General features: G+C 67.7%; 19 protein-coding genes, 1 tRNA gene and 1 pseudogene. 9 read left to right on the top strand and 12 right to left on the bottom strand.

Going from position 1 to position 19293, the window contains the following annotated elements:
• Window positions 1–32: 32 nt before the first annotated feature.
• The 3 genes from pstC to pstB are packed head-to-tail and all read left to right on the top strand — an operon-like array spanning window position 33 to window position 2937.
• Entirely contained in the window at window positions 33–1052 is a 1020-nt protein-coding gene (gene pstC / locus QE454_RS09180; RefSeq protein ID WP_074696616.1) for a phosphate ABC transporter permease subunit PstC, read from the top strand.
• Entirely contained in the window at window positions 1049–2137 is a 1089-nt protein-coding gene (gene pstA, locus QE454_RS09175) for a phosphate ABC transporter permease PstA (RefSeq protein ID WP_210073729.1), read from the top strand. The genes pstC and pstA overlap by 4 nt, the downstream gene beginning before the upstream one ends.
• 20 nt (window positions 2138–2157) lie before the next feature.
• The gene (gene pstB, locus QE454_RS09170; protein ID WP_103206156.1) at window positions 2158–2937 is read left to right on the top strand and encodes a phosphate ABC transporter ATP-binding protein PstB; all 780 of its coding nucleotides are present in this window, start codon (window positions 2158–2160) and stop codon (window positions 2935–2937) included.
• A gap of 56 nt (window positions 2938–2993) precedes the next feature.
• Here pstB and QE454_RS09165 read toward each other — a convergent pair whose 3' ends face one another.
• The 4 genes from QE454_RS09165 to sigK all read right to left on the bottom strand — a co-directional run bounded on the left by QE454_RS09165 (window position 2994) and on the right by sigK (window position 6194).
• Complete coding sequence (locus QE454_RS09165) at window positions 2994–3878, bottom strand: aminodeoxychorismate lyase (protein ID WP_210073728.1); 885 nt, start codon at window positions 3876–3878, stop codon at window positions 2994–2996.
• A gap of 188 nt (window positions 3879–4066) precedes the next feature.
• Window positions 4067–4705: a DNA-directed RNA polymerase subunit beta gene (locus tag QE454_RS09160; protein WP_210073727.1), complete on the bottom strand. Its 639-nt coding sequence runs from the start codon at window positions 4703–4705 to the stop codon at window positions 4067–4069.
• 77 nt (window positions 4706–4782) lie between these two features.
• Window positions 4783–5595, bottom strand: a complete 813-nt coding sequence (locus QE454_RS09155; protein ID WP_307455971.1) for an anti-sigma factor — start codon at window positions 5593–5595, stop codon at window positions 4783–4785.
• Window positions 5592–6194, bottom strand: coding sequence for an ECF RNA polymerase sigma factor SigK (gene sigK / locus QE454_RS09150; RefSeq protein WP_210073725.1), 603 nt, complete (start codon window positions 6192–6194; stop codon window positions 5592–5594). The genes QE454_RS09155 and sigK overlap by 4 nt, the downstream gene beginning before the upstream one ends.
• Here sigK and QE454_RS09145 point away from each other — a divergent pair.
• Complete coding sequence (locus QE454_RS09145; protein ID WP_307455973.1) at window positions 6181–6357, top strand: hypothetical protein; 177 nt, start codon at window positions 6181–6183, stop codon at window positions 6355–6357. The two genes, sigK and QE454_RS09145, sit on opposite strands and share 14 nt — an antisense overlap.
• 156 nt (window positions 6358–6513) lie before the next feature.
• The gene (locus QE454_RS09140) at window positions 6514–7185 is read left to right on the top strand and encodes a fasciclin domain-containing protein (RefSeq protein WP_210073724.1); all 672 of its coding nucleotides are present in this window, start codon (window positions 6514–6516) and stop codon (window positions 7183–7185) included.
• Between the two features lie 117 nt (window positions 7186–7302).
• Here QE454_RS09140 and QE454_RS09135 read toward each other — a convergent pair whose 3' ends face one another.
• Together QE454_RS09135 and QE454_RS17280 are read right to left on the bottom strand one after the other, a co-directional pair.
• Window positions 7303–7653 (bottom strand): hypothetical protein, encoded by a 351-nt coding sequence (locus QE454_RS09135; protein WP_309668599.1) that lies wholly within the window; start codon window positions 7651–7653, stop codon window positions 7303–7305.
• 73 nt (window positions 7654–7726) lie between these two features.
• Window positions 7727–8167: pseudogene (locus tag QE454_RS17280) on the bottom strand (ABC transporter substrate-binding protein); the annotation flags it as partial.
• A gap of 209 nt (window positions 8168–8376) precedes the next feature.
• Here QE454_RS17280 and QE454_RS09130 point away from each other — a divergent pair.
• The 3 genes from QE454_RS09130 to QE454_RS09120 all read left to right on the top strand — a co-directional run bounded on the left by QE454_RS09130 (window position 8377) and on the right by QE454_RS09120 (window position 10557).
• Window positions 8377–9429, top strand: coding sequence for an iron ABC transporter permease (locus QE454_RS09130; RefSeq protein ID WP_309668598.1), 1053 nt, complete (start codon window positions 8377–8379; stop codon window positions 9427–9429).
• The gene (locus QE454_RS09125) at window positions 9426–10442 is read left to right on the top strand and encodes an iron chelate uptake ABC transporter family permease subunit (RefSeq protein ID WP_307455980.1); all 1017 of its coding nucleotides are present in this window, start codon (window positions 9426–9428) and stop codon (window positions 10440–10442) included. The genes QE454_RS09130 and QE454_RS09125 overlap by 4 nt, the downstream gene beginning before the upstream one ends.
• Before the next feature lie 39 nt (window positions 10443–10481).
• Window positions 10482–10557, top strand: a tRNA-Lys gene (locus QE454_RS09120).
• 327 nt (window positions 10558–10884) lie between these two features.
• Here the strand turns inward: QE454_RS09120 and QE454_RS09115 are convergent.
• The 3 genes from QE454_RS09115 to QE454_RS17275 are packed head-to-tail and all read right to left on the bottom strand — an operon-like array spanning window position 10885 to window position 13141.
• Window positions 10885–11472 (bottom strand): hypothetical protein, encoded by a 588-nt coding sequence (locus QE454_RS09115; protein ID WP_210073718.1) that lies wholly within the window; start codon window positions 11470–11472, stop codon window positions 10885–10887.
• Between the two features lie 8 nt (window positions 11473–11480).
• Window positions 11481–12701, bottom strand: coding sequence for an RHS repeat-associated core domain-containing protein (locus QE454_RS09110; RefSeq protein WP_210073716.1), 1221 nt, complete (start codon window positions 12699–12701; stop codon window positions 11481–11483).
• Window positions 12698–13141 (bottom strand): hypothetical protein, encoded by a 444-nt coding sequence (locus QE454_RS17275; RefSeq protein WP_210073715.1) that lies wholly within the window; start codon window positions 13139–13141, stop codon window positions 12698–12700. Before QE454_RS17275 ends, QE454_RS09110 begins: the two co-directional genes overlap by 4 nt.
• Before the next feature lie 307 nt (window positions 13142–13448).
• On the opposite strand from QE454_RS17275, the gene QE454_RS09100 reads away from it, so the two are divergent.
• Window positions 13449–13874 carry a hypothetical protein gene (locus tag QE454_RS09100; protein WP_307455987.1) on the top strand — a complete coding sequence of 142 codons (426 nt, stop codon included), beginning with the start codon at window positions 13449–13451 and terminating at the stop codon, window positions 13872–13874.
• A gap of 238 nt (window positions 13875–14112) precedes the next feature.
• Here QE454_RS09100 and QE454_RS09095 read toward each other — a convergent pair whose 3' ends face one another.
• Genes QE454_RS09095 through QE454_RS09085 form a run of 3 tightly spaced genes read right to left on the bottom strand, consistent with a single transcriptional unit; the run spans window position 14113 to window position 19210 of the window.
• Entirely contained in the window at window positions 14113–14304 is a 192-nt protein-coding gene (locus QE454_RS09095) for a hypothetical protein (RefSeq protein ID WP_307455990.1), read from the bottom strand.
• Between the two features lie 56 nt (window positions 14305–14360).
• The gene (locus QE454_RS09090; RefSeq protein ID WP_309668595.1) at window positions 14361–14906 is read right to left on the bottom strand and encodes a hypothetical protein; all 546 of its coding nucleotides are present in this window, start codon (window positions 14904–14906) and stop codon (window positions 14361–14363) included.
• A gap of 8 nt (window positions 14907–14914) precedes the next feature.
• Window positions 14915–19210 carry a LamG-like jellyroll fold domain-containing protein gene (locus QE454_RS09085; protein WP_309668594.1) on the bottom strand — a complete coding sequence of 1432 codons (4296 nt, stop codon included), beginning with the start codon at window positions 19208–19210 and terminating at the stop codon, window positions 14915–14917.
• Between the last annotated feature and the right edge of the window lie 83 nt (window positions 19211–19293).

Here is a 19293-nt window from a genome sequence, read left to right as displayed (position 1 = left end):
ACCCATGACCCGTGCCGAGCGTGAGATCCCCCGTGACTGACACCGTCGCAGACACAGAGACCGCCCCGTCTTCCCCTCCCCCGCCGCGGACGTCGATCGTCGGCAAGCGCCGCGTCGGAGACTCCGTCTTCCTGGGGCTGTCGACCACGGCCGCCGTGTCGATCATGATCATCCTCGCCGGGGTCGCGATCTTCCTGATCATCCGCGGAATCCCCGCCATCACCGGCAACTGGACCGAGGGCGATCTCGCCGGGTACCAGAACGGCAGCTGGACGAACTTCTGGGAGTACGTCGGTCCGCTGCTCTTCGGCAGCATCTGGGCCGCCCTCATCGCCATGGTCATCGGCACCCCGGTCGCCATCGGGATCGCGCTGTTCATCTCGCACTACGCGCCCCGTCGCATCGCCGGCTTCCTCGGCTACATCGTCGATCTGCTGGCCGCGGTCCCCTCGATCGTCTTCGGCCTGTGGGGCATCATCGTCATGCGCCCCCTGCTCGTACCGGTCGGGGAGTTCCTCAACCAGTACCTCGGCTGGATCCCGCTCTTCCAGGGCCCCGTGTCCACCACCGGCTCGACGATGTTCACCGGTGGCGTCGTGCTCGCCGTGATGATCCTCCCGATCGTCACCTCCATCACCCGCGAAATCTTCCTGCAGACCCCGCGTCTGCACGAAGAGGCTGCCCTCGCCCTCGGCGCGACACGCTGGGAGATGATCCGTCTCGCGGTGTTCCCCTACGCACGCAGCGGTATGGTCTCGGCCACGCTCCTGGGCCTCGGCCGCGCGCTCGGCGAGACCATGGCCATCGCGCTCATCGTCTCGCCCAGCCTCATCTACTCGGTGCTGCTGCTCACCGACGGCTACAACTCGCAGACCATCGCGGCCAACATCGCGCTGAACTTCCCGATCGCCACCGACCTGCAGCGCTCGGCGCTCATCGGCACCGGTCTCATGCTGTTCGTCGTGTCGCTCGCGGTGAACATGCTCGCTCGCTACATCATCGGGGCCACCGGTCCCGGTGCGAAGGGTCGCAAGAAGGGCAAGCGCTCATGACCGTCACGGCCCCCTCGTCCTCCTCTCCCCTGGCGCTGACCAGCGGCCAGCTCCCCCGCTTCATCGAGCCCGCGCTCCTCCTCGGGGTCGCGATCGTCGTGGCCGGAGTCCAGTTCCTGCTCGGGGGATTCAACCTCGCGGCGTGGCTCGTCCTGTCCGCGGTGCTCTACCTGATCGCCATCGGAGTCGGCTCCTCGATCGTCGAGAACCGCCGCAAGGCCGTGGACCGGGTCGTGCGCGGCCTCGTGACCGTCGCGTTCCTGCTCGCGGTCGCCCCGCTCGTCTCGACACTGTGGACCGTGGTGTCCAAGGGCCTGGCGGTCGTCAACTGGAACTTCGTCACGCAGGTCGGCGGCACCGCGTTCAACCCCGACACGCTCGAGGTCGTCGCCACTGCCGGCGCCTGGCAGGCCATAACGGGCACGCTCATCATCACGGGGATCGCAGCCCTCATCTCGGTGCCGATCGGCGTCCTCGCGGCGGTCTACCTCGTCGAGTACGCGCAGCCGAACAACCCGCTGCGCCGCGCGATCACCTTCCTCGTCGACGTGATGACCGGCATCCCCTCGATCGTCGCGGGTCTGTTCGCGTTCTCTCTGTTCAGCCTGGTCGTCGGACCGAAGGCGTTCAGCGGGTTCTCGGCATCCATCGCCCTGTGCGTGCTCATGATCCCGATCGTCATCCGCTCCACGGAGGAGATGCTGCGTCTGGTCCCCGCCGACCTGCGCGAAGCCTCGCTCGCTCTCGGCGTGCCCCGCTCGGCGACGATCATCAAGGTCGTGCTGCGCACCGCGGCATCGGGGATCATCACCGGTGTCGTCCTGGCCGTCGCCCGCGTGGTCGGGGAAACCGCACCGATCTTCATCGCCGCGAGCTTCACCGACAACTTCAACGCCAACCCGTTCGAGGGCCCCATGCAGACCCTGCCCGTCATGGCGTACACCGCGTACAGCTTCCCGGGGCAGGACATCGACGCGTCGCAGGCGAACGCCTGGGGTGCGGCCTTCCTTCTCGTCGTCCTCGTCGTCATCTTCAACCTGATCGCCCGTATCGTGGCGGCGGTGTTCGCGCCCAAGGCGCGCTGAGCCCAGAAAGGCACACACTCGTGTCCAAGAGCATCGAGGTCCAGGACCTCAACGTCTACTACAGCGACTTCCTCGCGGTCGAGGGCGTCTCGATCGACATCGAGCCGCGCTCGGTCACCGCGTTCATCGGGCCGTCGGGCTGTGGCAAGTCCACGTTCCTGCGCACTCTCAACCGCATGCACGAGGTCATTCCCGGCGGGCGCGTCGAGGGACGCGTTCTCATCGACGGCGACGACCTCTACGGCCCCGGCGTCGACCCCGTGCTCGTGCGCCGCCACGTGGGCATGGTGTTCCAGCGCCCGAACCCGTTCCCGACCATGTCGATCCGAGAGAACGTGTTGGCCGGTGCCAAGCTCAACGACAAGCGCATGGCCAAGAGCGACGCCGACGCCCTCGTCGAGAAGTCGCTGCGGGGCGCGAACCTGTGGAACGAGGTCAAGGACCGCCTCGACAAGCCCGGCGGCGGCCTCTCGGGCGGTCAGCAGCAGCGTCTGTGCATCGCGCGCGCGATCGCCGTCTCACCCGACGTGCTGCTGATGGACGAGCCCTGCTCGGCGCTCGACCCGATCTCGACCTTCGCGATCGAGGAGCTCATCGGCGAACTCAAGAGCGAGTACACGATCGTCATCGTGACCCACAACATGCAGCAGGCCTCGCGCGTCAGCGACAAGACGGCCTTCTTCAACATCGCGGGCACCGGCAAGCCGGGCAAGCTCATCGAGTACAACGACACCGCGTCGATCTTCACGGCACCGAGTGTCCAGGCGACCGAGGACTACGTCTCCGGCCGCTTCGGATAACCAGCTCTCATGCGAAGGCCCCGCTCCGGCGGGGCCTTCGTCGTTCTCTCGAGCCCTCAGTCGCGCGGGCTGAGCAGGTACGCGTTCAGCTCGTCGGTGAACGCGCGGTCGAGCGCCACCTCGATGCCGTCGACGGAACGGATCGGGGCCGCGAGCCGGACGCTCGAGAGGAGCCACGCGGCATCCGCTCTCGTCAGATCTTCGGCCGGCACCGTCTCGTACGTCGTGGCGAAGCCGCGGCCCTCGAGGAAGGCGAACAGGCTGAGCTGCGTCGTCCCATGCAGGATGCCGGCCTGCGGCTCCGGCGTGACGAAACGATCCCCGAAGCGCAGGACGACGGATGCCGTGGGCGCCTCGAGCACATAACCGTCGCTCGTGACGAACACGGCGTCGTCGGCACCGCGTCGCTTCGCCTCACGGATCGCGGCCATGTTGACCGCGTACGACAGCGTCTTCGCCCCGAGCAGGAGCCAGGGAGCGCGAGCGGGCACTTCGAGGGCGTAGCCGCGGTCGAGCGTCGCGACGCGGACTCCCTCGGAGCGTGCGCGATCGTTGTCGGGGGCGTCGGCGAGCGTCACCCAGGCGGTCGGGGCGGGCCCGTGCTCGACACCGCGGCTGAGGAGCAGTTTCATGACGTTCTCGCCCTCGCCCGCGGCGCGCGCGGCGCGCTGGATCGCTACGCGCCACTGCGCGAGGTTCGGCACGGGGAGGTCGCAGAGCGCAGCCGAGTGCACCAGACGCGCGAGGTGGGGTTCGACCTCCTGAACGTGCCCGTCGACGACGCCGAGGCTCTCGAAGATCCCGTCACCGCGCTGTGCGCTCAGCTCGCCCACACCGAGAGCGGGGCCGTCGGGATCGATCTCCCGCAGGGTGTCGGCGTAGTCGTTGCGCTCCACGTCGGATGCCACGGGGTCGATCACGAGAGCGAAGCGCCAAGCCATGGGGCGAGCCTACGCCGCACGACCGACACGCCCGAGCCTTGTCAACGGGGCCGCGGAAGGGAATGTCCGCAGGCGGGTCTTGTTACACTCCTATAGCCGGGCCGCAGTAACCCCGGGCTCCATCTTCTGCCGCTATGAGCGGCCATGCGCCGAGAGGCGTTCTGCGGTCCGGCACTTATCTTTTCCGCTCAGGTCAGCGCGTCACGGCGCCAGAGAGCGGCGGATGCCGAGAGGTCTTCCGCGTAGGTGGCGAGGCGCAGAGCCCGCGTCGTCAATGCCGAGGCCCGCTCCGATTCGGTGTTCTCGTAGTCGTCGGCCAGGTGTGTCGAACCCGCGGCCTGCACACGGCAGAACGCCGCTGCGCGGTCGAGGGCGACGGCGAAGTCCCCTTCGAAGAGCCCACGCAGAATGGTGTCGATCAACCGCACGAGTTCTTCGGGGCCCGCGGGGGCGGGGGCGCCGGCGACCACGGCATCCACCGTCGTGATTTCCCCACGTCCGCGTTCGTAGAGCAGAGCTGCCGTCGCCGCGTCATCGTGGATCATCAGCTGCAGCAGGTAGAGCCGCCAGAGCGCCCCGGGCAGCGATCGGGCGGGCGAGCGCGACCACAGCTCGGCGATGTCGTCGATGCCGTGGTCGTCGGTGAAGGCGATGAGACGCTCGACCACGTCGACGCTCGGATCGGCCCGCACTCGCGACAGCAGCGCCTGCGCCGTGCTGTGCGCAACCCGCGATACCTCGGCCGGATCCTCCGCGGAGAAGAGACGATCGAACAGCTCGGCGGGACGCCGAACCGGCTTGTGGAACTCGCGGGGGGAATCGCTCATCCATCCAGGCTAGAGCGTCGATCTGCTCCCCCGGGCCGCTCGCCTGTCCCCGCGAGCGGCCGAGGAGGCACAAAGAATCAAGCCGTGGCGACGACCACGACGGGGGCGGTGCTCGGTGTCCCGTCGGGCGACCCGCCGGCGGGCTCGATCGTCACCGCGATGACGTCTCCCGCGTGCATCTCTCCCTGGAGGACCGCCGTAGCCTTCCCCGCCTCGTCGGGCTCGAAAGTCCCGGCCGCGATCGGGGTGTCGCCGCGGACGAACCACAGCTCGTAGGTCTTGTCGGCGGCGAGGGCCGGCATCCCGTCGGTGACGAGCACGCTCTGCCCGGTCGACGGCGACCAGTGCGCGGTCGCCACCGTTCCGTCGGGGAGGGTGGTCGACGCCGACTGGGCGTCGGGGGCCTGCTCGATCGACCTCAGAGCGACGACGGAGGCCGGCGGTGAGACCAGCTGGCTGACCGTGACGGCCCCGAAGCCCAGAACGAGGACGGCCGCGAACGAAGCCGCGAGGGTGAACCACCGGCGGGGTCCCCAACCGGATGCCGCAGACACACCGGTCGACGCCGTCTCGCGCTCCGGCTCGATCGGCGTCACACCAGCGGCGGCGTAGTCTTCGTCGGCGGATGATGAGGCAGGAAGGGTCGCGACGCCGGCCGACGCCTGCGGCAGTTCGGAGATACGCGCGAACAGCGAGGCCCGCACGGAGGGCGGGGGCTCGACGGGTTCGACGGAGGCGCTGATGGCGGCGACGGCGTCGGCTGCATCGCGGACGTGGCGGTCCCAATGCGGGTTGCCCGCCAAAGCCTCCTGGTACGCGCGTTCATCTGCCTCGGAGAGCGCATTGAGCGCGTGTCCGACGGCGAGGTCGGCGAAATCCCTCTCGTTCACTTGTCCACCCCCATCTCGATTCTCAACCGCGACAATCCGTCACGCATTCGTGTCTTGACCGTACCGAGCGGCGCCCCGACCAGGGTCGCGATCTCACTTTGGCTGTACCCGCCGAAATAAGCGAGCGTGAGTGCTTCCTTCTGAGCGTCCGGGAGCGCCGCCAGTGCATCGACGACGCGCCGCCCTTCCATCTTCAGTTCGACTTTCTCGGAGACGGCGTCGTACGCGACGTCCATATCCCGGAACCCCGCGCGCACGTCTCGATCGACACTCGACTGCGATGACCGCACGCGGTCCACCGCTCGACGGTGAGCGATCGTGAGAACCCACGATCTTCCCTGTCCCTTGTTCGGAGTGAAGCGCCCGGCGGATTGCCAGATCTCCAAGAAGACTTCTTGAAGCACTTCCTCGCTCTGCGAGCGGTCGACGAGCACGCGCAGGATCAGGCCGAAGGCGCGAGCGGACAGTGAGTCGTAGAGCTCCGCGAAGGCCGCCCGATCGCCATCGGCCACGCGCAGCAGGAGACTCCCGACGTGGTCGGCGTTCTCCACCCCGTCGTCGGGAAGGTCGAAACCGTCGATCACCATGGCATCCATCATTGCCTACCTCTCGCGCGCGCCCACGCGAGCGCACACGCGTGGCGGAACAGATATGGGCAAACCGTTACCCGGCCACCCCGAGGCGAAGCAGCATGCGGCGGTGCGGTTCAAAAACATTCTCAAGAATATTTACGAGCTTCTCATCAGGCTTTTTCATGCTTGACAACACCTGCGCGCGGCCGAATTCGCAACATTTCGCAATCCGATCGCGAGGGGGTCCCGAAGACCCTGTGTAAGCCGCTCCACGGCGAACCGCCCCTCGCACCGGGGTGTCCCTGACGGGTCGCAGACGCGATCCGGATGATTTCGGAGGAATGTCATGCTCACCAACAAGAAGCCCGTTGTCGCTGGTCTCGCCCTCGTTCTGGGTTCGGCCTTCGCCCTCACCGCATGTTCGGGCGGCACCACCTCGGGTGGCTCGACCACCGAAGAGAGCTCGATGCCCTCGATGTCGGCATCGCCGTCGATGTCGTCCAGCGCCATGGACCCCGCCGCGAACCTGGTCGGCCCCGGTTGCGCCGACTACGCCGCCGCCGTTCCCTCGGGCTCGGGCTCGGTTGCCGGTATGGCCGCTGACCCGGTGGCCACCGCCGCCTCGAACAACCCGCTGCTGAAGACGCTCACCGCGGCCGTCAGCGGCCAGCTGAACCCCGACGTGAACCTCGTCGACACGCTGAACGGCTCGGAGTTCACCGTCTTCGCCCCGGTCGACGACGCGTTCGCCAAGATCCCGGCCGCGACCATCGACGGACTCAAGACCGACTCCGCCACGCTGACCAAGATCCTCACGTACCACGTGATCCCCGGCCAGCTCACCCCCAGCGAGATCGATGGCACGCACGCCACGGTCGAGGGCCAGGACGTCACCGTCGCCGGCTCGGGTGACGCCATCACCGTCAACGGCTCGACCAACGTCATCTGCGGTGGCGTCCAGACGGCCAACGCCACCGTGTACCTCATCGACTCGGTGCTGATGCCCCCCACCATGTAATTCCCGGACGCGCGTTGATCCGCGCTTCCGAGCGGTCGATGATCGACCGATCCTGACGGCGAGCGCCGGACCCCAGGCGAGGGGGTCCGGCGCTCGCTTTCGTGTCTGCGGGGTTCGTCAGTCCCCGACGGTCCGGATGATCTCCTCCTGGACGAGACGCGCGGCGATCGGCCCGGCGTTCATGAACCACGGGTCGAAGTCGACAGTGACCGTTCGCTTGTCCGCCACCGCGCCGAGGGTCGGCCAGAGCGGGGCACTCTCGATGAAGCTCCGCCCCTGCCCGGTTCCGCCGTAGTAGACGCGGTCCGCATCGGCCAGGTCGATCTGCTCGGCACTGATCTCCTGCGACGTCTCGTCGAACTGCTGCGACGCCGGGCGCCCCAGGCCGAGGTCCTGGGCGATACCTCCCGCGAACGACGGCAGTCCCATGATGCGGGTGCGGTCGCCGGTCGATTGCAGGAACGACACCGTGGGCTCGCCGGCGGGGGTGCGTCTGGGCGAAGGCAGCGCTTTCGCCCTGCAGGTCGTCCAGCACTCCGCGCGCGGCCTCCTCGTCCCCGAGGGCGTCGGCGATGAGGAGGAAGTCGCTCTTCCAATTGACGCCGTTGCCCTTGGTCACGACGGTCGGTGCGATGGCGGAGAGGGCGTCGTAGAGCTGCGCGCCCCGGGTCGAGTTGATCAGGATGAGGTCGGGGGCGGCCTGTGCGATCGCCTCGAGGTCGGGCTCGGTGCGTTCGCCGATATCGGCCATGGCATCGAGCGCCGCCGCCTTGTCGGGAAGCGCCTCACGGAGGTACTGCGGCACGAGGCCGCTGTTCTCGGCGCGGGTTGCGGCGACGGGCACCTGCCCGAGCGAGAGCAGCGCGTCGAGCTGCCCCGTGGATACGACCGCGATGCGCTGGGGTTCGGCGGCGATCTTCGTCGTTCCCGCGAAGTGGGTCACCTCGCGGGGGAAGACGCCATCGGCCTCGGGCGAGCCCATCCCGGGTTCGAGGTCTCGCGAGACGATCCACTGCCCGGTGGAGCCCGCCTCGGCATCCACGGTCGAGGGCCCCGTCGCAGGGCCGGCGCACCCGGCCAGGGCCAGGGCGGTCGCGACGACCCCGGTGGCGAGCACATGCCGGAGACGGAAACGGGCACGGTGGGACGAGAAACGAAAGAGAGTCACGGGGTTAGGTTATCCTTACCCGCATGCTCGACGTCCACCCGTCCGTCGCCCCGGGCGTGGTTCTCCCGGGACGCCGACGACGCTCCTCGCGTGCTCGAGCTCTCTCGATCACCCTCGCCGTCGGTGGCATCCTGTGTCTTCTGATCCTCGCGAGCCTCGCGGTGGGGTCGCGTGCTCTCGCGCCCTCCGAGGTGTGGTCCGCCCTTCTCACGGATCGACGGGATGCCGTGGGCGTCATCGTCTACGAGCTGCGCCTGCCCCGCACGCTCACCGCGATCTTCACCGGGGCCTGCCTCGGCGTCGCGGGAGTGCTCATGCGGGCCGCCACACGAAACCCCCTCGCCGACCCGGGCCTGCTCGGTGTGAACGCGGGGGCCGCTCTGGGAGTGGTCGTCGCCATCGGGTTCTTCGGCGTCGCGACGGCGAGCGGGTACGTCTGGTTCGCGTTCGCCGGTGCGGCGGGAGCGTCCTTGCTCGTCCACCTGGCGGCTCGAGGGGACCGCCGCGACGACGCGATCGGCCTCGTTCTCGCGGGCGTCGCGCTCAGCGCCTGTCTCGGCGCCGTCGTCCGGATCATCACCTTGGTCGACGATGACACCTTCGAGTCGTTCCGCTTCTGGGCGGTCGGCTCGTTCGAGCGGCGCGATCCCGACGTGGCCGCGCAACTCCTCCCGTTCGCGGTGGCGGGCGTCGTTCTGGCCCTTCTCGTCTCACGCGGCCTCGATCAGCTGCAGCTCGGAAGCGACCTGGCCCGCTCACTCGGTGTCTCTCCGGCGCTCATCATGCTCGGCGCCGGCGCCGCGATCACCCTGCTCTGCGCCGCCGCGACCTCGGCTGCCGGCCCCCTCGCCTTCATCGGGCTGCTCGTGGCGCACGCCGTGCGCGGGGCGGTCGGCGGATCCGTGCGCGTCTCACTCCCCCTCGCGGCCGTCACGGGCGCCGCCCTGACCCTGGCAAGTGACGTGCTGGGACGCGTGATCGCTCTTCCGGGTGAGGTCGAGGCCGGGATCGTTGCCGCCTTCCTCGGCGCCCCGCTGTTGTTGTGGCTCATCCTGCGAAAGACGAAGACACCGTGAGCCTGGGAACGCCCCTGCGCACGTCCGCTCGATCCCGGAGGCGTCGCCGGTACGCCCTGGTCCTCGTGACGACCCTGGTCGTGGCTTCGATCGCCGCCGCCGTGGGCCTCACGACGGGCTCCTTCCACGCGTCGCTGGAGCAAGTGGCATCCGCTCTCACCGGAGAGGGCGATGGGCGCACCACGGTCGTGGTGGTGGGGCTGCGGGTGCCGCGAGTGCTCGCCGCCCTCGCGATCGGCGCCGCCCTCGGGCTCGCCGGCGCGGTGTTCCAGACCCTCGCCCGCAATCCGCTCGCGAGCCCCGACATCATCGGGTTCAGCGCCGGATCCGCCACGGGTGCGCTCGTCGGTCTCACACTCATCGCTCCGTCGGCGTCTCCCGCGGCCGGAGCGTGGATGGGCGGGCTGCTCACGATCGTGATCGTCATGGCCATCGCCCGCAGCGTCGGCGTCTCACGAGAGAGGACGATCCTCGCGGGAATCGCCCTGTCGACCCTGCTCTCGGCGGTCAACGACTATCTGCTCACCCGCGCTCCCCTCGAGATCGCGCGCAATGCGACGCAGTGGCTGCACGGGAGCCTGGCCGCGACCTCGTTCGACGACGTCGCGCTGTTGTTCGCCTCGATCGGCATCCTGTCGCTCGTGCTGCTCGCCGTATACCGCGATTTCCGCGCTCTCGAACTCGGCGACGACACCGCGATCGCACTCGGTGTGCGCACCCGCCGCGCGCGCCTGACGCTGATCGTGGTCGCCGCCCTTCTGACGGGGACGGCGACGGCCGTCGCCGGGCCCATCGGCTTCATCGCCCTGGCCGCACCGCAGCTCGCCCGACGGGCCATGGGCTCGAGTGGGATACCTCTGGTCGGCTCCGCCGTCACGGGCGCGGCGGTGCTGCTGGTCGCCGATGTGATCGCCCAGCGCGCTCTGGCCCCGCTGCAGATTCCCGTCGGGCTCCTCACGGCCGTCGTCGGCGGCGCGTATCTGTTCTGGATCGTGTCGCGTCGACGCCGGTGAGCACGAACGCCCCCTCGAGGCCGGTAGGCTTGTCGGCGAGGGCCTCTAGCTCAGTCGGTAGAGCATCGGACTTTTAATCCGCGGGTCGTGGGTTCGAGCCCCACGGGGCCCACCAGACTTGTCTTACTCGAACAAATTGCCCAGAGATAGTAATTACTTGGGGTGGAGTCGAGAGCGTCAGCGGTATCGCTGGCGCTCTTTGCTTTGGCTGCCACCCACTCAGCGGCCGCTGTCTGGATGAGCGCTACTGGCTCGTAAAGTTCACCGTGCGCGCTCACTTGGTGCGATTCGCCCTCCAGCCACAGACGCGAGAAGAAGGCTTCAAGGATGCGCCGTTTGATCGCAGCCCCAACGGCAAGTTGGCGAGGGCCGCGAAGAGTTTAGGGCGGTAAATTACGTCAACCTACCTCACCGCACCTAAAGGTTTAACCCCTGGCATGAATTAGCGCTGCGCTTCTGTGATTGCCGAGACCGTCACGTGAACCGTGCGTTTATCAAGTAGCCGCAGAACTTCGCGGTCAAAAACAATTCCAGCTCCTCCGCTGCGGGATCGCAGCTCTACCTCAACATGATTGCAGGGATCAAGATTAGCGACAAATGAATTGAACCATTCCTGACGAACATGCGCCTTGGAAGTGGAAACTTTTCCTATCAGCCCTCTACCACCATCGCTTGCTTTCTTGTACAGAAGGATCTCGTCCGGGCCCGAGCCTGGCCCTCGACGCTCGATCTCAACCCAAATTGACTCAAGACCGCTCTCCGACGGCATGCTGGAATCGAACGACACTTCAGTTGCCCCCAGCCCCATCTCGGGCCGCAGCCAAAGTGCGACGTCAGCGCGCACGGTTGACGGCAGCGACGAGACCGCTTGAGACAATGACTCGTCAAGGTTCAGAGTACGCTCGTCCCCAAATTCTTTATCGAGCGAGAAGGCAAAGAGCGAAGATTTTCCTTTGCGGTGCCATCCTTCTGGGATATCGGTGACTGCATCTGTGAGCTTGGCGAAGACAGTGCCCGTGACGAATTTCAATCTCACTCCTAGCCCAACGCCGCCTGCGCCGGGGAGGAAACTATGCCCCCCACGACCACGACTGTACCGATGATGACCGCACCGATCGTTGTCCCCCAGTCTATCTGCACTACACGCGGCGGCGCAGACATAGACGGGTTCAAGTATTCGCCGACATTCCCGATCACGTCGCCATCGCCACCCTTGATCCTAACGTCCCCCGTTTCGGTATCCACCTCAACGTCGGGGTTACTTCGGCGCCCACCTAGCATTCCATCGTTTTTGACTCCGTGGACAGCATCTTTCACGTCTTTTAGTGGAACTCCCCACTTGTTCGCAAGTTTGGAAAGGCTGTCGGTCCAGTTGAACATGCGCCCGGTCTCGTTCGGCCCAGTCGCGCCTGCTGCAGCCGCCGGCCGGCCACCCTGGGGGTACCCGAGGCTGTTCAGCGGTGACGGCTTAGAACCCGGTGCCGGGAAACTAATACCTGGGCCGCGGCGCGAATTGGATAAGTTGTCCCACGCTCGGGACTGGTATCCCCCGGCTGTGCCGGCACTGCTAGGCGATGTGACAGTGCTTTTAAGCGCTGGCCTCGAGCGAGGCGCCCCTAAGCAGCCCCGGACAACCGAGCAGTCGTCGAAGGCGAGTCCTGAGGGATCACTCCACGTCACAGGATTACCGCCTGAATATGCGTAACCGGAATTCTGTTGCGGCTTCTTTGGATTCACGACCGGATCGACCGATATGAATTTCCCAAGCCTCGGGTCGTAATTACGGGCTCCAATACTGGTGAGCCCGGTCGACGCGGTCAGGGGCTTGTTGAGATAGCCGTTCCCGTCGGCCCAGACGCCCGATGTGCCTCCAGTGGGCATACCGAACGGATCGCGATACTGCTTCGTCGTGACTCCGGTCTTTGCCACGGTCTGAGTGTCGACGGTGCCATTGATGTCAGCGAATAGCCAGGTGACGACAGTTCCGGCCACGCCTGCTGTTGCGGAGCGTTCGGCTACCGGGATCCCGTTGGCGGCGGCGTAGGTGCGAACACCGCGGATTGCTCCCCCATTGGGCGCCTGGGTCAGAACGGTGTCTCCGAGGAAGAGCGCCACGCCCTCGGCGGAGCTGTTTCTGAGGAGGAGGTTGCCGGACGCGTCGTAGACGTTTGACTGCGTCACGCTGGAAGCGGCCACCGTCACGGTCGAGACTTTACCGAACTCGTTGAACGTGACCGTCTGCCCCGGGCGCGACGTCATGTTGCCCGCCTGGTCGTACCCGTAAGAGCCAGCGCCATCTGCAGAAGAGCCGCTGACTGAGGTGACTGCGTGCGGTCGCGCGGCTCCAGCCGTCGGGTACGAGTAGTCCGAGGTCGACACAGCTCCCGTGGCCGTCCGGTTGACCACTTTGGTGCGGTACCTTGAGGGCCACGAGCCCTGATCGCCTCCCCCATCGCGACCAGCAACCGCTGCACCTTGTTCAGGCTGAAGCCATGTCGACTGCCAATAGCTGCAAGCGTCTCTCCCGCTCGATACGACTCAACGATCTCGTCCCTGACCATCGGAAGGACGGCTTCCGGATCCTCGCGGGTGAGCTCGAGACGCTTGATCAGATTGTCGAGCGTCGTCCGATGGACACCCAGCTTCGCGGCCAGGTCCGCGATCGGCTCGCCCCGTTCGTACCCCTCAACGACGGCCATCTTCTCGTCGTCAGTCAGCTGCCGAGCCTTCCGAGGCAGACTTCGCTGTGCACCCGGACGCCGGCCAGGTCCCGCTGCGGCCAGCTCAAGGAGGTGGGAGCCCCTGCCTGATTTATTCAATACCACTGAACGAGCCCCACCACGTCAGCGACACTCGAAACTCACCTAGAGCGATGTACGAGTGCTCCTGCCTCAGGAGTCGCATCCCCGCCCCCGTTCCTTGGAGCGGTGCTCGTCGAGATCTCAGAACGCCGACGGGCGCGAGGGGGGATTCCCCACCGGGTGCTCGCCGCCATAGTCTGACGCGATGGCCGACCCCCTCGCCAACTTTCTCTCCGGCGACCCACAGCGCATCTGGCAGGCCTCGTGGGACATCATCGGTACGCGCGACAAGAACGTGCTGGAGCATCTCCGTCTCGCGCTTCCCGCGATCGAACGGGCTACAGCGAACATCGAACTCGGCGGGATGATCTTCTCGAACAGAGACGCCCTGGTCCACGCCCTCGACAAAGTGCAGAACTACCGCGCATGGAAGTGCTGGTGCGACGACTACCGGCGTCTCCTCGCCTTCGACCCGACGAGGGAAGAGGACCGCGGTCACGTGAGAATGCTCAGTCAGGATCGTTCCGGGTGGCCAGTGACCTACGAGTGCGAGTGCACCATCTGCGGAAGAGAATTCCGCGTCGACGAAGGCGAGCATCACGCGCGATGGTGGCAATGGACGCCGCGCTAGCTCAGACAGAGGGCCTTTCAGGGAAGTTGCGGTCGCGGCTGCTTCGCGTCGATTCTCTTCGGGCGAGGAGTCAGTCCTGATCGAACCGCACGTCGACCATCTTGTGCGTCCACGCGAGCACGTCGGGCGTGACGCCAGCGGCAAGCGCCTCGTGCACGTACTGCTCCCACTTCACCCGGAGTTCCTCTGCCGAGCTCGGCGGCATCTCCACCGAGACTTCGACGGCCTGCTGCCAGTTCTATGCGGAAACGTTCAATGCGGCGATGAGCTTCGGAGCCATCTCTTCGTTCGCGCGGGCCGTGCGCTCGTCCAACGCACCCAGGGCGTCGAGAACGTACGCGTCGAGAAGCCGGAGGACGGGCTTACCGACGTATCGCGCGGTGAGGTCCGTCGTCATATCCATCTCCCGGTCGGGGGGGGCGAGCGGCATCCACTCCACGCTAACGCCGTGGGCCCCGCCCGACTACCCAGGACCGCCAGTCGAATTCACCTAGCGGAAGGACCGTGTGGACCGCCGATGCCGGCGAAGTCCTCGAGGCGGTGCACGAGTGCGTTCGTCCGGGCGCGGCCGTAGGGGAACATGCTCGTCACGCCGTATCGGGTGGGCTGGGCTTCAATGATGGTGCCATCCCGCAGCCACATCATGAGCTGCGGTTCGAAGAAGAATCCGCCGAGCACGTCAAGGCGCGCCACACGCACCACGTCGGACGGCTGAACGATACGCAGTGTCCTGTCGATGCTCGCGACCGTCAGCGTTCCCTCGCCCAGCCATAGCCAGCCTCGAGACGGCTTGTCGGGAGGTCGGTTGGCCGCACCCGCCGACTCCGAGCAGTGCGAGACGGTCACGCCCGTGAGGAGCACAGCGGCCTCGCTCGAGGAAGGAAGCCGTTCACGAGAGGCGGCGCGGACGGGGCGGAGCGAGATTCCCTGGATGCAGAGCACGTACGCGACGAACGTCACGCTGCCGATGAGCCAAAGCCATTGCGGAGTCGACGGCTCCTGCCGGAACAACGGGAGGAAGGTCATCAGCATGCCGAGGGTCAGCCCGCACAGCATGATCCCGATCGACGAGACCGCGCGAAACCGGAACTCGGGCGGCACCGTGGACAGGCGCACACGAGCAACGTCGGTGACGCGCCCGCCGTTTCCCGACGCATTGACCATGAGTCCCCCCATCCCCCACTCCCGTGTGGGGCGTAACCCACCCGCACGCGCAATCGTGGGCCCCGCCCGAATGACGGGGCCCACGACCGAGCCATCAGCTCACCCGCGAGCGACGCCGCAGCACCACCAGCCCCCGCGCCCGCCGCGATCAGCGCGAACGCGCCCAGGCCGAGGCCCCAGGGCAGCTCGGCGCCGGTACGGGCCAGGGTTCCGGCAGCGACCACCTGCACGCCGAGGCGCGAGAGGGTGGAGCCGTCGGCCCGCGTGATCACCAACGTGTGCGCGCCGGTCGCGAAGTCGGCGGGAACCGTCACGCGGAAGGTGACCGCGCCGCGAGCGTCCGCGGCCGGGATGCCGGTGATCGTCAGCGGCTGGCTGTTGAGCACCGCGCTGATCTGCTCGCCCGCCGCGAGCCCCGTCACCGAGACCGTGAACGACCCACCCTGCTCGACGCGCGTCGAGCTCGCCGTTGCCGTCGGGCCCGCGGACGGGCTCTGGGACGCCGAGGGCTGGCCGGGCGCGGAGGCGCTCGGCGAGGGAGAGACCGACGGGTCCGGCGAGGTCGACGGGTCGGGAGACGGCTCCGGCGAGGGAGTCACCTCGGTCACCAGGGTTCCCTTCGTGAACAGGGTGCCGACCTCGGTGGCATCCAGTGCCCGTCCGTAGACCCGGACCTCGTCGAGGTCGCCGCCGTAGAAGTTGTCCGCCCCGTACTGCGACTTGGCCAGTAGGCCGCCGATCCCGCCGGATGCCTCGAGATCGGAGGCGTCGAAGATCGTGGCGATCTCGGCGACCTTCGCACCGTTGACATACGTGGCCAGGGTCTTCTTACCCGTGAGCACGAGGGTGACCTGCGCCCACGTACCGGTGGGCAGCGCCGCTGCGCCCGACTTGTTCTCGGTGAAGCCCGACTTGATCGCGGCGGCCACGCCCCCGCAGTCAGCGCTGGTGAAGAGGTAGTTGGTCGTGCTCGAGCCGAGCGACAACGGCCACTCGCAGGGGGCGGCGCCATCCCACTTCATCCACGTCGACACCGTGAGATCACGCGTGCCGTCGGGCACCACCTCTCCCGCGATCGTCGCGTAGGCCGCGCTCGAGCCCGATCGACCGCCCGGGAACGACAGGGCGGAGTCCCCGGCCGCATCGCGTGCGCCCGCCGCGATCGTGGCACCCGTGCCGCGGATCGTGGCGTCGTGCCCGCGTCCGGAGACGTCGGTCACGCGGGAGCCGTCGGTCGTGGCATCCGTTCCGTCGAAGCTGTAGCGCAGCAGCAGATCGGCCTCGGCCTTCACCACCGTCAGCGTCAGCGTCGCCGTGCGACCGTCGGTCGTCTCGGCCGTGATGGTCGAGGTGCCGGCCGACACGGCGGTCACCTTCCCCGATCCGTCGACCGAGGCCACCGCGGGGGCGCTCGAGGTCCACGTCACCCTCTGGTCGGCGTTCGCGGGCGCCACCGCAGCAGTGAGCGACGTGGTCGCCCCGACGGCGAGCGCGCGCGAGTCGTAGCCGATCGAGAGAGAGGTGGATGCCACCGAGCCACCCACCGCGGTCACGGTGGCGATCGCCGGGGTCACGGAGCCGTCGTCGAGCGCTCCGCGGATCTGCACACTGTCGCCCGGAGCCTTCAGGGCCGAGAGGTCCTGCTGTTCCCACGTGACGCCGATGTCGATCGTGCCCGCGGACCGGGCGGCCTTCACCGTCGCCGGCAGAGCCACCGAGGTGGTGCCCGGAGCCACGTCGAACGACAACGGCTCGACGGAGGTCACGAGTTGCTCGGGGTTGTACCTCGCGATGAGGCGGTCGCGCTCCTCGCGGGTGATGCCGAAGGCCACGCCGTGGCGCGGGGAGGGCGGCAGCGAGTACTTCGCGGGAACCTTCCAGTCGACCTTCCCGTCTTCCAGCGACTCGGTGTACAGGGGGATGTACCCGACTCCGCCGTACCAGTCGACGAGCACGTAGTTGCGGTCACCGTTGATGTCGCCGGGGTTCGAGCGGAAGGCCGAGGGACCCTCGGTCTCGGGCAGGCCGGCGTTCGCCGAAAGGCAGGTGTCGAACTTCTTCCACTCCCCCGAGGTCGACGGGGCCCGCAGGTCGGTGCCCTTCTCGGCCACGATGTCGGGGCGGCAGGCGGTCTGCTCGGTGCCCTTCGTGAAGCGGTAGTACGTGCCGTCGCGCTCCATGATGGTCGTGTCGATGAGGCCGGCGTTGGTCTTACGCAGCCCCTCGATGTCGCCCGACTTGATGTACGGAACGGCGGGCGTGAAGGTCACGAAGTCGCGCGTGGTGGACATGAGGATCTGCGGACCGTTGCCGTCCTCCTGCGTGTGCGCGTCATCGAGGAACAGGCGCGACGACCAGTACACGACGTAGGCGTCGATGGTGGGGTCGTAGTGCGCTTCGGGCGCCCACGTCATGCCCGCGCTGGGAGGTGAGACCTCGATGTGACGCTGTTCGCCCCAATTGACGAGGTCGGTCGACTCCCAGATCTCGAGGTAGCGGCTGCCGTTGTCGGTCGGGAAGCCCTTGCGCGCGGCCGACAGGTCGGTGGCGAGGAGGAAGAACCGGTCGCCCTCTTTGGAGCGCAGCACGAACGGATCGCGCAGGCCCATGTCGCCCTGGGTGGATTCGAGGACGGGGTTGGCGTTGTTCAGCGTGCGCCAGTTGAGCGCGTCGTTTCCCTCGGAGACGGCGAAGCGGATCTTCTCACCGTCGATCGTGTTGTCGCGGAAGTACACGAACATGTACGCCTCGTCGTCTTCGCGTGTGTGCTCGGACGCGGCGAGAACGGTGATCGGGAGCTGCACGGTCCTGGTCGCCTCACCCAGGCGCAGAGTCGCGGTGAGTGTCACCGCCGTGTCGCTGTCACCACGCGTGACGCGGCCCTTCTCCACGACGTCAGGCGAGACGCCTGAGTCGGTGTCGGTGACGACCGCGGTGTTCGAGGACGACCACGAGATCTCGACGTCGCCGGCCTGCCCCGACGAGAACGTGCGCTTCAGATCTGCGCCCGTGTCGGGGAGGGTGATCGATCCGCGCACGTCACCGGAGAGCCCCGCCTGCGAGGGCAGGGCGTCGGCGACCTGGCGGACGGCCTCGTCCTGCTCCGTGGCCGACAGCGCGCGCACCGTCACCGCGATGGGGGAGGCGACGCGCGTCTGACCGCCGAGGGTGAGGGTGGGGGTGAGCTGCACGGTCGTGTCGCCGACGCTCGCGGAAGGGCGCGTGACGGTGCCGTCGGCGGCCACCACGGCCGCGTCGCTCGTCGCCCACGAGACCGAAGAGCCAGCCTCGGTGCTGGCCGGCAGCTGCAGATCCCGATCGACGCTCGAGGTGTCTCCGAGGGACACGGAGTCGGATGCCAGCACGGCGCGGTATCCGTCTGCTCCGACGGAGCGGATGTCGTCGGCCGACAGCGCGCTGTTCCAGATGCGGACGTCGTCGATCGCCCCGACGTAGTAGGGGTCGTCCCAGAACGAGCGCCCGAGATAGCCGCCCACGCCGTTCTGACCGAGTGCGGCGTCGATCGTCTGCGTGATGCCGGTGAGGTCGGCATCCGCGCCGTCGAGCTGCCCGTTGACGTAGTAGGTGAGCCGCTGCCCGGGCTGGAAGACGAGGGTGACGTTCGCCCACTGCCCCACCGGCAGGGCCGATCCGCCGTTGCCGACGCGACGCTCGCCGGAACCGTCCGACACCGCCCCATAAGTGCCGTTGCAGCTCGTCGAGGCCAAGACGTTCTTCGTTGTCGAGCGGCCGAGACCGAAAGCGAGCTGGCACGAGCCGTTGCCCGCGCCCTCCCACTTCGTCCAGAGGCTCACGGTCAGGGCCGTATCGGTGGAGGCGACGACGTCGTTCGGCAGCGTCACGTACGAGGCGACCGCATCGGCGTCGTTGCGACCGCCCGAGAGGCGGATGGCCTTGTCGTTCGCAGCGCCCGTGACGCCCGGAACGATCGTGATGCCGCCGTTCTGAACCACGCCGTCGGCGCGTGGCGACCGCGTGCCGGTGTCGGGGATCGCCGCCCCGGCACCGAGGGTGCCGCTCAGGGTGTCGAAGGTGTAGTGCAGGCCGGGCTCGGGCACGGCCGCGGCCGAAGCCGCGGGGACCGTGACGAACGTCGACGCGGCGACCGCGGCGGCGACGGCGGTGGCGGCGAGGAGACGGGGGACGCGCATGGGCAGGACGCTCCGTTCGGATGCGGGGACGGGCGGGCGATGCGGCGCCGTTCACCGAATACGAAAGGACAGCAGCTCTGCTG

The sequence above is a fragment of the Microbacterium sp. SORGH_AS_0454 genome (assembly GCF_031453395.1).
Lineage (GTDB): Bacteria > Actinomycetota > Actinomycetes > Actinomycetales > Microbacteriaceae > Microbacterium.
The sequence above is the reverse complement of the archived record's forward strand: the minus strand, read 5'-3'. Positions and strand labels throughout refer to the sequence as shown.